Origin of the sequence: Pseudobacillus sp. 179-B 2D1 NHS, assembly GCF_045370945.1 — a bacterium.
Taxonomy (GTDB): Bacteria; Bacillota; Bacilli; order Bacillales; family Domibacillaceae; genus Pseudobacillus.
Genome location: NZ_JBIQDP010000048.1, coordinates 1 through 13612, shown reverse-complemented (window position 1 = coordinate 13612; position 13612 = coordinate 1). Strand labels below are relative to the sequence as shown.

At 41.2% G+C, this 13612-nt stretch carries 14 protein-coding genes, 1 tRNA gene, 1 other RNA gene and 1 other annotated feature; of the genes, 14 read left to right on the top strand and 2 right to left on the bottom strand.

Annotated features, from left to right (window positions below):
- The first annotated feature begins 190 nt into the window (after window positions 1–190).
- Entirely contained in the window at window positions 191–667 is a 477-nt protein-coding gene (locus ACH0BF_RS24435) for a glutathione peroxidase (RefSeq protein ID WP_340851680.1), read from the top strand.
- Window positions 668–687: 20 nt separating this feature from the next.
- On the opposite strand, the gene ACH0BF_RS24430 is transcribed toward ACH0BF_RS24435, so the two are convergent.
- Window positions 688–1647 (bottom strand): YaaC family protein, encoded by a 960-nt coding sequence (locus ACH0BF_RS24430; protein WP_182917056.1) that lies wholly within the window; start codon window positions 1645–1647, stop codon window positions 688–690.
- A 107-nt stretch (window positions 1648–1754) separates the two neighbouring features.
- On the opposite strand from ACH0BF_RS24430, the gene guaB reads away from it, so the two are divergent.
- From guaB to ACH0BF_RS24400, 6 genes are all read left to right on the top strand, one after another.
- Window positions 1755–3221, top strand: a complete 1467-nt coding sequence (guaB, locus tag ACH0BF_RS24425; RefSeq protein ID WP_120035783.1) for an IMP dehydrogenase — start codon at window positions 1755–1757, stop codon at window positions 3219–3221.
- Window positions 3222–3379: 158 nt separating this feature from the next.
- A complete protein-coding gene (locus tag ACH0BF_RS24420; RefSeq protein WP_406910469.1) occupies window positions 3380–4726 on the top strand; it encodes a D-alanyl-D-alanine carboxypeptidase family protein in 1347 nt (448 codons plus the stop codon).
- 133 nt (window positions 4727–4859) lie between these two features.
- Window positions 4860–5741, top strand: coding sequence for a pyridoxal 5'-phosphate synthase lyase subunit PdxS (pdxS, locus tag ACH0BF_RS24415; RefSeq protein WP_120035785.1), 882 nt, complete (start codon window positions 4860–4862; stop codon window positions 5739–5741).
- Window positions 5742–5758: 17 nt separating this feature from the next.
- Entirely contained in the window at window positions 5759–6346 is a 588-nt protein-coding gene (pdxT, locus tag ACH0BF_RS24410; RefSeq protein WP_120035786.1) for a pyridoxal 5'-phosphate synthase glutaminase subunit PdxT, read from the top strand.
- A 183-nt stretch (window positions 6347–6529) separates the two neighbouring features.
- Window positions 6530–6743: a binding site (T-box leader), on the top strand.
- A gap of 49 nt (window positions 6744–6792) precedes the next feature.
- Window positions 6793–8070, top strand: a complete 1278-nt coding sequence (serS, locus tag ACH0BF_RS24405) for a serine--tRNA ligase (protein WP_406910468.1) — start codon at window positions 6793–6795, stop codon at window positions 8068–8070.
- Window positions 8071–8298: 228 nt separating this feature from the next.
- Window positions 8299–8391 (top strand) — tRNA-Ser (locus ACH0BF_RS24400).
- A gap of 70 nt (window positions 8392–8461) precedes the next feature.
- Here ACH0BF_RS24400 and ACH0BF_RS24395 read toward each other — a convergent pair.
- Entirely contained in the window at window positions 8462–9034 is a 573-nt protein-coding gene (locus ACH0BF_RS24395; protein WP_340851674.1) for a cysteine hydrolase family protein, read from the bottom strand.
- Window positions 9035–9098: 64 nt separating this feature from the next.
- Here ACH0BF_RS24395 and tadA point away from each other — a divergent pair, with 64 nt between their 5' ends.
- The 7 genes from tadA (at window position 9099) to ACH0BF_RS24360 (ending at window position 13359) form a co-directional block, all read left to right on the top strand.
- Window positions 9099–9611: a tRNA adenosine(34) deaminase TadA gene (tadA, locus tag ACH0BF_RS24390; RefSeq protein ID WP_340851672.1), complete on the top strand. Its 513-nt coding sequence runs from the start codon at window positions 9099–9101 to the stop codon at window positions 9609–9611.
- Window positions 9612–9776: 165 nt separating this feature from the next.
- An RNA gene (gene ffs / locus ACH0BF_RS24385) (signal recognition particle sRNA large type) lies at window positions 9777–10042 on the top strand.
- Between the two features lie 125 nt (window positions 10043–10167).
- Entirely contained in the window at window positions 10168–11859 is a 1692-nt protein-coding gene (gene dnaX / locus ACH0BF_RS24380; protein WP_406910467.1) for a DNA polymerase III subunit gamma/tau, read from the top strand.
- 23 nt (window positions 11860–11882) lie between these two features.
- On the top strand, window positions 11883–12197 hold the full coding sequence (locus ACH0BF_RS24375; protein WP_120035791.1) for a YbaB/EbfC family nucleoid-associated protein: 315 nt from the start codon (window positions 11883–11885) through the stop codon (window positions 12195–12197).
- Window positions 12198–12212: 15 nt separating this feature from the next.
- Window positions 12213–12809, top strand: a complete 597-nt coding sequence (gene recR, locus ACH0BF_RS24370) for a recombination mediator RecR (RefSeq protein ID WP_120035792.1) — start codon at window positions 12213–12215, stop codon at window positions 12807–12809.
- 5 nt (window positions 12810–12814) lie between these two features.
- Window positions 12815–13033: a YaaL family protein gene (locus ACH0BF_RS24365; protein ID WP_120035793.1), complete on the top strand. Its 219-nt coding sequence runs from the start codon at window positions 12815–12817 to the stop codon at window positions 13031–13033.
- Between the two features lie 59 nt (window positions 13034–13092).
- Window positions 13093–13359 carry a pro-sigmaK processing inhibitor BofA family protein gene (locus ACH0BF_RS24360; RefSeq protein WP_259455653.1) on the top strand — a complete coding sequence of 89 codons (267 nt, stop codon included), beginning with the start codon at window positions 13093–13095 and terminating at the stop codon, window positions 13357–13359.
- Window positions 13360–13612 lie beyond the last annotated feature (253 nt).

Genomic DNA, 13612 nt, shown 5'->3' with positions numbered 1-13612 from the left:
TGGTAGTTGGGGGATTCCCCCTGTGAGAGTAGGACGCTGCCAGGCAATCCAAAAGAACAGCAGACGCTGTTCTTTTTATTTTTGTCTATATATAAACTCTTCAAGATTGCCTATCCCGAAGCTTCTCTTTTTGCTATTTGTATGACGAGCAGGATACAATGTACTCATAAACTAATGAAGGAGGAAATGAATGGATACCATTTATCATATCGATGTAACGGATAGTAAAGGTGAGTCGGTTTCAATGGCAGACTTTCAGGGACAAGTACTGTTAATTGTAAATACAGCTAGCAAATGTGGTTTTACCCCGCAGTTTAAGGAATTACAATCACTTTATGAGAAATATAAAGACCAAGGGTTTACCGTGCTAGGTTTTCCTAGTGATGAATTTATGAATCAGGAATTTGATGAGCAGCAAAAAATTATTGAATTTTGCCAGCTTAATTACGGTGTTACTTTTCCTATGTTTCAGAAAACCCATGTAAAAGGGAAAAATATTCACCCTTTATTTAATTACTTAACTGCTCAGCAATCGGGACTGCTTACAGGCACAATCAAGTGGAATTTTACTAAGTTTTTAGTGAGCCGTGAAGGTACTGTGGTTCGCCGATACGCGCCAAAAACCTCCCCTCTGAAAATAGAAAATGATTTGCAAGGCTTATTGTAACCTAACGTTTTAAAGTGACTTTATTGTATGCCCTTATCTAAGTATTGTTCAACTAAGAGAGGGATTTTACACTGAGAGATGTGTAAAAACTGTTTGATTAAAGAGTACTCTTTTCCTGGAGCATGTTTTAATAATTCATACCACCACTCTGTTTCATACCTGGCAATCATACTAAGATTATAAAGCAAGGCATAATACACTAATAGCTCTGGATAAAAGGCTTCAAGTGTTTTATGACGGGAAAATACCCAATGGTTTGCTGTCATATCGAACCGGCATGGTGCCGGAGGAATCTCACTGGAGATTTTTATCCATACATCATTTTTGTGAGCCTTGTCCACTGTAATACAGCCGTTGGTTTTTTGCTCAAGAAAATCAGATAATCTTTTTTCCGTCATTTGGTAGTCATCTAAGATTTGTGACGGCAAACGATAAAGATCCATATTATGCTTTTGGAGCAAATGAAAAGGTTGTTCCCCTGTCTGGAAAGAAAATACACGTGCTAGCTCAGGGATTTGCATAAGCAAATCGCGCATATTCAATTTAAATCCTTCAAGATGTTCCACGTGAAACATTTTTTCACTAAAGTGACCAAAAAGTCCATGGCGTTGAGTACGAATTTCATCCTTTAAGAAAGAGTAATTTTGCTTCTTTCTTTTTCTTGTAGAAAGGCCATGGGCCAAAACATGAACAGTTGCAGGATAGGATGGGTCTACTGCCAATAAACAAGCTTTTATATAATGGCTTAATCCATAAAAAATAAGAACTGGCTGAATGGATAGCGGTGACTGCGCTGACTGTCTTAAAAAAACATTGCCATGCTCCAGGCTATATATAAAACGAAGGCAATTGTTATAAGCTGCTTCCTCCGCGTTGGGTAAAGCAAGAAGATGATAAGATGATTGCAAGAACTTCTTAGCATCTTCTGTATTTTGGTAAGGCAGCAAAACATCCAAATGGTGTAGTAGTTGATTATCCATATTGACCTCCGAATATTCTAAAAAGTCTAACATATCGAACATACCTTGACAGTATTTTGTCCAATTGATAACCTACTAATAATATTTTTGACCAGGAGGCTCATAAAATGTGGGAAAATAAGTTTTCAAAGGAAGGGTTGACGTTCGATGATGTTTTGTTAGTGCCAGCTAAATCTGACGTCTTACCAAAAGATGTTAGTTTGCAAACTGCGTTGACAGACACGTTGAAATTAAACATTCCTCTTATCAGTGCCGGAATGGATACAGTAACAGAAGCAGAAATGGCTATTGGAATGGCCCGTCAAGGCGGACTAGGAATCATTCATAAAAATATGAGCATTGAACAGCAAGCTGAACAAGTGGATAAGGTAAAACGTTCAGAAAGTGGCGTTATTACTGATCCTTTCTTCTTAACACCAGAGCACCAAGTTTTTGATGCTGAACATTTAATGGGCAAATATCGTATTTCTGGTGTACCAATCGTAAACAATGAAGAGGAACAAAAACTTGTTGGCATTTTAACGAACCGTGATTTGCGCTTTATCCAAGATTATTCCATCCTCATTAAAGATGTTATGACGAAAGAAGATCTTGTGACAGCTCCAACTGGCACAACTTTAGAAGAAGCAGAAAAAATTCTTCAAAAGTATAAAATTGAAAAGCTCCCACTAGTGAATGAAGAAGGTAAATTAAAGGGATTAATTACAATCAAAGATATTGAAAAAGTAATTGAGTTTCCTAATTCTGCAAAGGATCACCAAGGACGTCTCTTAGTAGGAGCAGCAGTAGGCGTAACGAAGGATACAATGAAACGTATCGAAATGCTTGTAAAAGCGAATGTAGACGCCATTGTGGTCGATACTGCTCATGGACATTCAAGAGGAGTTATTGACACTGTAAGAGACATACGCGCTGCTTATCCGGATTTAAACATTATTGCCGGAAACGTAGCAACTGCAGAAGCAACAAGAGAATTGTTTGAAGCAGGGGCAGATGTTGTAAAAGTAGGTATCGGTCCTGGATCTATTTGTACAACGCGAGTAGTCGCAGGGGTAGGTGTCCCTCAAATTACCGCTATTTATGATTGTGCTACGGAAGCACGCAGGCAAGGAAAAGCCATTATTGCAGACGGCGGCATTAAGTATTCCGGAGATATTGTTAAAGCGCTCGCTGCAGGCGGACATGCTGTTATGCTCGGCAGTTTGTTAGCAGGAACAAAAGAAAGCCCAGGCCAAACAGAAATTTACCAGGGACGCCAATTTAAAGTTTATCGCGGCATGGGTTCTGTCGGTGCCATGGAAAAAGGGTCAAAAGACCGTTATTTCCAAGAGGATGCAAAGAAATTCGTTCCGGAGGGAATTGAAGGCCGTATCCCTTACAAAGGTCCTGTTTCAGAAACGATTTATCAATTAATCGGCGGTTTGCGTGCAGGGATGGGATACTGTGGAACTGAAAGCCTTACAAATCTACGCGAAGATGCTCAATTTATTCGAATGACGGGTGCAGGATTGAGAGAAAGCCATCCACATGATGTGCAAATTACAAAAGAAGCACCTAACTATTCTTTATCTTAAATTTATTAACTGTATGAGAGGCATGCTTTCCTTTCATACAGTTTTTTTGTTTTAGAGGAAAAAACTGAGCCATTTCTCTTCTATATTTCTAAAAGATGTTTGTGATACAATAACGAATGTGTGAATAAAAGATGGAGGGTTTATTAGTGAGGAATCAAATGTTCAAAAAAGGGATCGCTTTTATGCTCAGTTTATTATTAGTGGCTGGTCTTTGGCAGCCTCGTCCGAGTGTACAAGCAGAAGAACCCCTAAAGGTCAATGCTGCTGCTGCCATATTAATTGATTCAGAGACTGGACAGATACTGTATGAAAAGAATGCAGATAAAATGCTCGGTGTCGCCAGTATGACGAAAATGATGACGGAATATTTGTTATTGGAAGCGATTAAGGAGAAAAAAGTAACATGGGATCAAGAATATACGGTTAGTGAATACGTCTATAAAATTTCACAAGATCGTGGCTTATCCAACGTGCCTCTTCGTCTAGGAGAAAAGTATAATGTTCGGGAATTGTACGAAGCGATGACTATTTATTCTGCTAATGCAGCCACCATTGCACTGGCGGAAACCATTGCTGGATCCGAAGCGAATTTTGTAAAATTAATGAATAAAAAAGCGAAAGAACTTGGCTTAGAAAAATATAAATTTGTCAATGCCTCAGGACTAAGCAATAAAGATTTAAAAGGCATGCATCCAAGCCCGGGAACTCCTAAGGATGAAAACATGATGTCAGCTAAAACAACTGCTACATTAGCTTTTCATTTAGTGAAAGAATATCCAGAAGTACTTGAAACAGCTAGTATAACAAAAAAGAAATTCCGCGAAGGCACCGATGATGAAACGAACATGGAGAACTGGAACTGGATGCTTCCTTCTTTAGTATTTGCATACGAAGGGATGACAGGATTAAAGACTGGTTCCACAGATTTTGCGGGTTATTGCTTTACAGGAACGGCTGAAAGAGACGGTAAGAAATTGATCAGTGTGGTGATGGATGCTACTGATGACAAAGGAAAAGGAGACCATAAAGCTCGTTTCACAGAAACGAAAAAGCTGCTCGACTATGGCTTCAATCAATTCGATCGTAAAGAGGTTATTAAGAAGGGTGCTACGGTAAAAGGATACGAGTCAGCACCTGTAAACAAAGGAAAAGAAAAAGAAGTAGCAATGAAGGCAGGAAAGCCATTAGTTGTATATGTAGGAAAAGGGCAAAAAACGAACTATAATAAAACTTTCCGCATGGAAAGTTCGGAAAATGTCGATTCTAAAAAAGTCCAAGCACCGATAAAAAAAGGAAAAGTGGTTGGTTTTATAACGCTATCTCCTCAAAACGGATCTGAATTAAAATATATTGAACATAAAGAGAAGAATCATGCAGAAGTGCCGATGGTAGCGGCTAAAACAGTCGAAAAAGCAAATTGGTTTATTCTATCAATGAGAGCGATCGGCGGCTTCTTTGCAGGGATTTGGACAGCGGCAGTGGATACGGTAACTGGTTGGTTTTAATAAAAATCACCTTCTGTTCTTGACAGGAGGTGATTTTTCGTGTTTATTAATATTTAAGCAATACATAAAATTTTTGAACTAGTGAAAAAATTATATGCTGAAAAATAAACAATGACCATAGGGGGAGAAGAAAATGAATACAGGTACAGATCGTGTAAAACGTGGAATGGCAGAAATGCAAAAAGGCGGCGTTATTATGGATGTCGTCAATGCAGAGCAGGCAAAGATTGCAGAAGAAGCCGGGGCAGTAGCAGTTATGGCTTTAGAGCGTGTCCCTTCTGATATTCGTGCAGCAGGCGGGGTCGCTCGTATGGCAGATCCGCGTATCATGGAAGAAGTTATGCAGGCTGTTACAATTCCGGTAATGGCAAAAGCACGTATCGGCCACATTGTAGAAGCGCGTGTGTTAGAAGCGATGGGTGTCGACTATATTGACGAAAGTGAAGTGTTAACACCGGCTGATGAAGAGTATCATTTATTGAAAAGTGATTTCACCGTTCCTTTCGTTTGTGGGTGCCGTGATTTAGGCGAAGCAGCTCGTCGAATCGGTGAAGGAGCAGCGATGCTTCGTACAAAAGGAGAGCCAGGTACAGGAAACATTGTAGAAGCTGTCCGTCACATCCGTAAAGTAAATGCGCAAGTACGCAAAGTGGTCCACATGAACGAAGATGAATTGATGACAGAGGCAAAATTATTAGGGGCTCCATACGAAGTGTTATTAGAGATTAAACGTGAAGGCCGCCTTCCGGTCGTTAACTTTGCAGCAGGCGGTGTAGCTACTCCAGCAGATGCTGCTCTTATGATGCAGCTTGGAGCAGACGGTGTTTTCGTTGGTTCTGGTATCTTCAAATCAGATAATCCAGCAAAATTTGCTAAAGCAATCGTAGAAGCAACAACACACTATCAGGATTACAAATTGATTGCCGAGCTTTCAAAAGATCTTGGAACAGCGATGAAGGGAATTGAAATTTCTACATTAGAGCCAGCAGCTCGCATGCAAGATCGCGGCTGGTAATAAAAGGAGCGGATCGTATGTTGAAAATCGGTGTATTAGGACTTCAGGGAGCTGTTCGTGAACATATCCGCTCAATCGAGGCATCAGGAGCTGAAGGTGTTGTTGTAAAAAAAGCAGAACAGTTAGCGGAGCTGGACGGATTAATTCTTCCGGGCGGTGAAAGTACAACGATGCGCCGGCTCGTTGATCGATACGGATTTATGGAGCCGCTCAGAGAGTTTGGACGTCAAGGCAAACCGATGTTTGGCACATGTGCTGGATTAATTATGCTCGCAAATAGCATTGTTGGCTATGACGAACCGCATATCGGTTTAATGGACATTACGGTTGAACGTAATTCCTTTGGACGACAAAGAGAAAGTTTTGAGGCAAATTTAGCGGTTAAAGGGATTGCTGACTCCTACACAGCTGTTTTCATCAGGGCTCCACATATCGTCTCAGTTGGAGAGGAAACAGAAATCCTCGCTGAATATGAAGGCCGGATTGTTGCTGCAAGAGATCGGAATTTCTTAGCCTGTTCTTTCCATCCGGAATTAACGGACGATCATAGCATAACAAAATATTTTGTTCAAATGACTGAACAAGCAAAATTAGCACACGTTTAAGAATATAGATAAAGACTATTTTCAGTTCTCTGAGTTGATGAGACAACCAACAGAGAAAGAGAGTGTTTGTTCATAGCCAGGAACGCGGAAAAGCTTTTCTTTTCCGCGTTTTTATATAGGTGATTTTTGCTGGGCTTGCACCGGCGATAAGAATGTAGTACATTAATTTATATCAATTTTATACAGAAATCGATGACAGGAAGTAGTAACAGGTGGTCGTTCGATCAGAGAGCCGGTGGGTGGTGTGAACCGGAGGAAGACGCTTGTGAATCCGTCCTTGAGAGAAGCGCTGAATGAAGTGTTGTAGTAGGCGTTTACGGTAAAACCGTTATTTTTTCGAGTGGAAAGCAGATCGCTTTCAACTAGGGTGGCAACGCGGGTACAACTCGTCCCTTTTTTAGGGACGGGTTTTTTGTATGCAAAAAACTAAAAGGAGGACATTAGTTATGTTAGATATCAAATTTTTACGCAACAATTTTGCAGAAGTGAAAAGTCGCCTGCAGCATCGAGGCGAGGATTTATCTGCTCTCAATAACTTTGAAGAGCTAGACCAACGTCGTCGTGAATTGCTTGTAGAGACAGAAGAGCTGAAGAGCAAAAGAAATAGTGTGTCTCAGCAAGTAGCTCAATTAAAACGGGAAAAACAGGATGCTGACCATTTAATCAAAGAAATGCGTGAAGTTGGCGACCGTATTAAACAATTCGATGAAGAGCTCCATCAAGTAGAAGAAAAATTGAATCATCTGCTATTAACGATCCCGAATATTCCACATGAGAGTGTGCCGGTCGGTGAAAGTGAAGATGATAACATCGAAGTCCGTACATGGGGAGAAGTGCCTCAATTTGATTTCGAAGCGAAGCCTCACTGGGAAATTGCTGATGAATTGAACATTCTTGATTTTGAACGGGCTGGAAAGGTAACAGGAAGCCGCTTTGTCTTCTATAAAGGCATGGGAGCAAAGCTTGAGAGAGCATTGATTAGCTTTATGCTTGATCTGCATACCGAAGAACATGGATACACAGAAATGCTACCGCCATACTTAGTGAACAGAACGAGTATGACAGGAACCGGACAACTGCCGAAGTTTGAAGAAGATGCCTTTTTAATCGAGAAAGAAGATTATTTCCTTATACCAACATCTGAAGTACCGGTAACGAATTATCATCGTGATGAAATTTTGAGCGCTGAAGAACTGCCGATTGCTTATACGGCTTATAGCACCAACTTCCGCTCTGAAGCCGGCTCTGCCGGACGGGACACACGCGGATTGATCCGCCAGCATCAATTCAACAAAGTGGAGCTCGTCCGTTTTGTAAAACCGGAAGAGTCTTATAATGAGCTTGAAAAACTAACAGGCCACGCAGAGAAAGTATTGCAATTGTTAAAGCTTCCTTACCGGGTAATGAGCATGTGTACTGGTGATCTTGGGTTCACAGCAGCTAAAAAGTACGACATTGAAGTTTGGATTCCGACACAGGACACCTACCGTGAAATTTCATCTTGTAGTAATTTTGAAGCATTCCAGGCACGCCGTGCGAACATTCGTTTCCGCCGCGAGAAAAACAGCAAGCCGGAGCATGTTCACATACTAAATGGCTCTGGATTAGCAATCGGCCGTACAGTTGCTGCCATTTTAGAAAATTACCAGCAGGAAGATGGCAGTGTCATCATCCCTGAAGTGCTTCGTCCTTATATGAGAGGACAGGAAAGAATTTCTCATTAATTATTCTGACCAGAAGGGAAAGGTTCTCTTCTGGTTTTAATCTTGTTGACATATGTTTGTTTTTTAGTTGTATGGGCTTGCTGATCAGGCCGTCTCTCAGCACATATATGCTTCGAAGAATAGGCGCTTTCAAGCGACCTAAATGTAACAAAAATAGACATTGCTTTCATTTTAAAAAGAATGTTGACATTATAAATAAATATATGATAAATTAATTCTTGTCGATACGGAGGAATACCCAAGTCTGGCTGAAGGGATCGGTCTTGAAAACCGACAGGCGGGTTAAACCGCGCGGGGGTTCGAATCCCTCTTCCTCCGCCATTATTGATAACAAGCGCATAAATTGGAGATAATGAAATCCGCTGCCTGTAGGCAGCGGATTTTTTTATCTTTATCTGAAAGTATTTTGTCCATATTCATCGATAAATTCGTCTACTTTTCTCGTGTCAGCGCTCAATACGGTTTGCATCATTTCAAGGGCATAATGATTATCTTTTTCTGTTTCTGAGGCGATAGCATCTCGAGGAACAAAGATGGAATATTCTCTCATATAAGCGTCATTGGCTGTGAAGAATACGCAAATGTTGCCAGCGACTCCGGTAATGATAACAGAATCTACATCGAGCTGCCGTAACAGTGTGTTTAATGCCGTGCCATAGAAGCCCGAGTGTTTCGGCTTGATTAGGAAATAATCATCAGGTTCAGGCTTGATCTGTTGTATAATAGGTTCGCTGCGATCATTAACAGCGTGGCCCATTACTGTATTTAAGTCAGCCTTCCAAAGGCCGTAATGATCATTTACATAAATGACGGGAATTTGTTGTTGCTTACAAAACTTTTTTAACTTTACTACAGAGGAACAGATATCCGTTGTATTAGCGGCAAGTAAATCTCCCCGGGGGAAATCAAAATCATTAATTAAGTCGACTATTAATAAAGCATATTTTTTGCTTAATTCTGCCATGTGTACTTCCTCCTTTTTCTCTACCGTCATTTTTACCCCATTTCACTTAAAAGGAGACAGATTTATGAAAAAAAATGATGGATTTTATATGAAACTTGCCATCGAAGAAGCAAAAAAAGCTGCAGCGCTTGGCGAAGTACCTATTGGAGCGGTCATTGTCCTAAACGGCGAAGTCATTGCTTCGGCCTATAATCTACGGGAGACTACCCAGAATGCTGTTACGCATGCCGAGCTGCTGGCGATCGAAAAAGCATGCCAAAAAACAGGCTCCTGGCGTCTGGAGGGAGCTGAGCTCTATGTTACGCTGGAGCCTTGCCCAATGTGCAGCGGAGCAATTATTTTATCGAGGGTGGAGCGAGTGGTTTACGGCGCAAAAGATCCGAAAGCAGGATGCGCAGGCACATTGATGAATTTATTGGAGGATAACCGGTTTAACCACCAAAGCGAAGTTGTTTCAGGGGTGCTTGAAGAGGAGTGCGGTAGTCTGCTATCTAGTTTCTTTCAAGAGCTTCGCAAGAGGAAGAAGAAAGAGAAAAAAAGAATGAAGGAACAGCAGAAAGAAGAAAGTGAAGAATAAATGCAACTGCTGTCCAGTATGCCTCGTATTTTATTGTTAAAAATAGGATGAGCATCTGATCTAGAGTATATATTGCTTTTTTTTCTGTAAAGGAGTATAATAATTTTTGTGTCAGGTAAATGATAAAATCATTTTCGGCACCTTAACTATATGGTATCAATCTTGCCGTGCTAGGTGGGGAGGTAGCGGTGCCCTGTACTCGCAATCCGCTCTAGCGGGACTGAATCCCTTCCCGAGGCTTGCTATACTGTAGGGTCTGCCTTAAGTAAGTGGTGTTGACATCCGGGTCCTGCGCAATGGGAACCCATGAACCATGTCAGGTCCGGAAGGAAGCAGCATTAAGTGGACTCTCTCATGTGCCGCAGGGTAGCCTGGATCGAGCTAACTGCTTAAGTAACGCTTATGGTTAGAAGTCGACGGAAGGTGCACGGCAGTTAAATTATGATAATGAAACAACTCATCCATTTTGGATGAGTTTTTTTATGAGAACTTTGAAAAAGCAAATTCGAATAAGGTATAATACTATTTATAGAAATGGCGGAAAAGGAGGGAAAAAATGAGCTACCAGGCGTTATATCGTGTATGGCGGCCGCAAAGTTTTATCGATGTTGTTGGACAGGAACATATCACTAAAACATTGCAAAATGCCCTCCTGCAAGAAAAAATATCGCATGCCTATTTATTTTCTGGTCCAAGAGGAACTGGGAAAACGAGCGCCGCAAAGATTTTGTCAAAAGCGGTGAACTGTGAACAGGCACCAACAGCGGAACCATGTAATGAATGTGCCTCCTGCCGAGGGATTACAGACGGTTCTATTCAGGATGTTATTGAGATAGATGCCGCATCTAACAATGGTGTGGATGAGATTCGCGATATTCGTGACAAAGTGAAATATGCACCAAGTGCAGTAAAGTATAAAGTGTATATTATTGACGAAGTCCATATGCTTTCTACCGGAGCTTTTAACGCGCTTCTGAAAACACTGGAGGAACCACCAAGACATGTGATTTTTATATTGGCCACCACAGAGCCACATAAAATTCCTCTAACGATTATTTCTCGGTGTCAGCGTTTTGATTTTAAAAGAATTACGTCACAAGCCATTGTTGGGCGGATGGAGCTCATTATGGCGGAGAGCGGATTAGTTTACGATGAAAAGGCGCTGCCTATTATTGCAAGGGCGGCAGAAGGTGGCATGAGGGATGCACTGAGTCTGCTTGATCAGGCATTGTCTTACAGTGATGCTCAATTAACCGAAGAGGATGCCTTGACGGTTACTGGAGCGGTTGGACAAGGAATGTTAAATGAACTTGCGGAAGCTGTATTAGAGAACGATACGGCGGCTGCGCTTGCTATTCTGGAAAAGTTATTGATGCAAGGAAAAGATCCTGCCCGTTTTGCTGAGGATTTCGTGCTTTATTTTCGTGATATGTTGCTCTACAAAACAGCGCCCAACCTGGAGGAGTCACTTGCCCGGGTAATGGTTGATGAAGCCTTCACTTCTGTAGCAGAAAAAATGGACTTGGAAAGTATCTATGAGAACATTCATATACTGAATGAAACTCAACAGGAGATGAAGTTCAGCAACCATGCCAGAATATATATGGAAGTAGCGCTTGTGAAAATATGTCAACGGCGTTCTTCAGGAGCAGTAGCAGAAATTCCGGCAGTCCAAGAACTAATTGGGCGCATTCAGTCACTTGAAAAAGAAGTGCAGCAGTTAAGAAGCCAGCCTGTTCAACAGGTGGAACAAGCGGATACACAAAGTGCGGCTAGGCGCCCGAGCCGGTCTTCAAACGGGTTTAAGGCACCTGTCGCTAAAATTGAAAAAGTGCTGTCTGAAGCGACCAAGAAGGACGTCCAACTTATTAAGAGTCGCTGGGGAGAAATGCTGGATATTTTAGGGCAGCGGCAAATGCGTTCACAAGCAGCTCTGTTAAATGATGCCGAGCCTGTGGCTGCTTCTCAGGAAGCTTTCGTGTTAAAGTTTAAATATGAAATTCATTGCCAGATGGCATTCGAAAATAAACGTTTTATCGATTCCATCTCTTCTGTGCTTCAAGAGTTGACAGGAAATATCTATCAGGTTGTGTGTGTACCGGAAGAAGCATGGCTTACCATCAGGCAGAATTTTATCAAGACACAAAAGAATGATAGTGATGAACAAGAAGTTGAGCAAACCGAAGATCCATTGATTGCTGAAGCATTAAAGCTTGTAGGGGAAGATTTGCTAGAAATCAAAGACTAATAAATAACTGGAGGATGATTACGATGCGTGGAATGGGAAATATGCAAAATATGATGAAGCAAATGCAAAAAATGCAAAAGAAGATGGCAGAAGCACAAGAAGAGCTCGCTGCAAAAGAATTTGAAGGCACAGCAGGGGGCGGAATGGTCACTGTTAAAATTTCTGGTCAAAAAGAGATTGTAGACGTTTTAATTAAAGAGGAAGCTGTCGATCCCGATGATGTAGAAATGCTCCAAGACTTGGTACTTGCAGCCACAAATGATGCGCTTAGAAAAGTGGAGGAAGAAACAAACAAGACAATGGGCCAATTTACAAAAGGGATGAACCTTCCTTTCTAGGAGGTTTTATAAACTATGTACTATCCTGAACCGATAACTAAGCTGATTGATAGCTTTATGAAACTGCCAGGCATCGGGCCGAAAACAGCGGCCCGTCTGGCGTTTTTTGTCCTAGATATGAAAGAAGAGGATGTTCTTGATTTTGGAAAGGCCCTCGTAAATGCCAAGAGGGATTTAACCTACTGTTCTGTTTGCGGGCATATTACCGACAAAGATCCTTGTGCCATCTGCGAAGATGAACGGCGTGATCGCAGTGTCGTTTGCGTAGTGCAGGATCCCAAAGACGTTATTGCCATGGAGAAAATGAAAGAATATAACGGTCTTTATCATGTATTACATGGAGCTATCTCTCCAATGGAAGGAATCGGTCCTGAAGATATCAACGTCCCGGATCTGTTAAAAAGATTACAGGATGAAACGATTAAAGAAGTTATCTTGGCGACGAATCCCAATATTGAAGGAGAAGCAACAGCTATGTATATTTCCCGCCTGTTAAAGCCATCCGGCATTCGTGTCACTCGTATTGCTCATGGTTTGCCAGTCGGCGGTGATTTGGAGTATGCCGATGAGGTAACCTTGTCAAAAGCACTTGAAGGCAGAAGGGAAGTATAGAAAAGATGTTTTTCCGAAAAAAAGCCAAGCTGCACGCTGCTTATAATGCCGAATTGATTCAACTTCTGGAAAGATCGAAACAAGAATGGTTTAAACATCGTGAATTGTTACGCTTGAGCTTTGAACCGAATGAAGAGCTCGCTGCCCAAACAAAAATGTATGAAGCCAGGTACTTCTTTTTATTTAGAGAAGCAAGAAAAAGAAACATCCGCATAAAGCAATAATCTCTTTCATATTCTTGAAATGTGGACAAACTTCATTGAGAGAATAGGAGAGAGGCCAATTGTACATTGCTGGAGGTGTGATTCTTTTTATTTTGTTGATCAGCCTAATAGCAGGCATGTCATCACCTGTGTCGCCGTTAAAGGTAATTGGTATTCTTTGTGTGAAGTTGGCAGTTGGTGCATGTTTTCTCTTTTTGTTGAATTCATTCAGCGGAGATTATGGCCTGCACGTACCAATCAATTTTGTTACTTCTGCGGTTGCCGGCATTTTAGGTGTCGCAGGTGTCGCATCCTTAGCGATCATCCAATTGTGGATTATCGGATAAGCAGTACGGATTTAGGCCGTGCTGCTTTTTTATTATCCTCTTACTTAATTATTTTTAAAAAAGTATTGACGGCTGCTAGCTGACTTGGTATATTAGAAAACGTTGCTGAAGAAAATAAACAGTTAATGAAAATAAAAAAAGTTGTTGACTTTTCATCAAGAACTTGGTAAGATAATAAAGTCGCTTGATTGCGACGCAATAATTGAACATTGAAAACTGAACAAAATACATGCCAGTAAGTTAATTCTTATTT

Excerpts from the sequence above, each read along its gene's own strand:
- ACH0BF_RS24435 (WP_340851680.1), top strand. The coding sequence starts at position 191 with ATGGATACCATTTATCATATCGATGTAACGGATAGTAAAGGTGAGTCG.
- ACH0BF_RS24430 (WP_182917056.1), bottom strand. The coding sequence starts at position 1,647 with ATGGATAATCAACTACTACACCATTTGGATGTTTTGCTGCCTTACCAA.
- guaB (WP_120035783.1), top strand. The coding sequence starts at position 1,755 with ATGTGGGAAAATAAGTTTTCAAAGGAAGGGTTGACGTTCGATGATGTT.
- ACH0BF_RS24420 (WP_406910469.1), top strand. The coding sequence starts at position 3,380 with ATGTTCAAAAAAGGGATCGCTTTTATGCTCAGTTTATTATTAGTGGCT.
- pdxS (WP_120035785.1), top strand. The coding sequence starts at position 4,860 with ATGAATACAGGTACAGATCGTGTAAAACGTGGAATGGCAGAAATGCAA.
- pdxT (WP_120035786.1), top strand. The coding sequence starts at position 5,759 with ATGTTGAAAATCGGTGTATTAGGACTTCAGGGAGCTGTTCGTGAACAT.
- serS (WP_406910468.1), top strand. The coding sequence starts at position 6,793 with ATGTTAGATATCAAATTTTTACGCAACAATTTTGCAGAAGTGAAAAGT.
- ACH0BF_RS24395 (WP_340851674.1), bottom strand. The coding sequence starts at position 9,034 with ATGGCAGAATTAAGCAAAAAATATGCTTTATTAATAGTCGACTTAATT.
- tadA (WP_340851672.1), top strand. The coding sequence starts at position 9,099 with ATGAAAAAAAATGATGGATTTTATATGAAACTTGCCATCGAAGAAGCA.
- dnaX (WP_406910467.1), top strand. The coding sequence starts at position 10,168 with ATGAGCTACCAGGCGTTATATCGTGTATGGCGGCCGCAAAGTTTTATC.
- ACH0BF_RS24375 (WP_120035791.1), top strand. The coding sequence starts at position 11,883 with ATGCGTGGAATGGGAAATATGCAAAATATGATGAAGCAAATGCAAAAA.
- recR (WP_120035792.1), top strand. The coding sequence starts at position 12,213 with ATGTACTATCCTGAACCGATAACTAAGCTGATTGATAGCTTTATGAAA.
- ACH0BF_RS24365 (WP_120035793.1), top strand. The coding sequence starts at position 12,815 with ATGTTTTTCCGAAAAAAAGCCAAGCTGCACGCTGCTTATAATGCCGAA.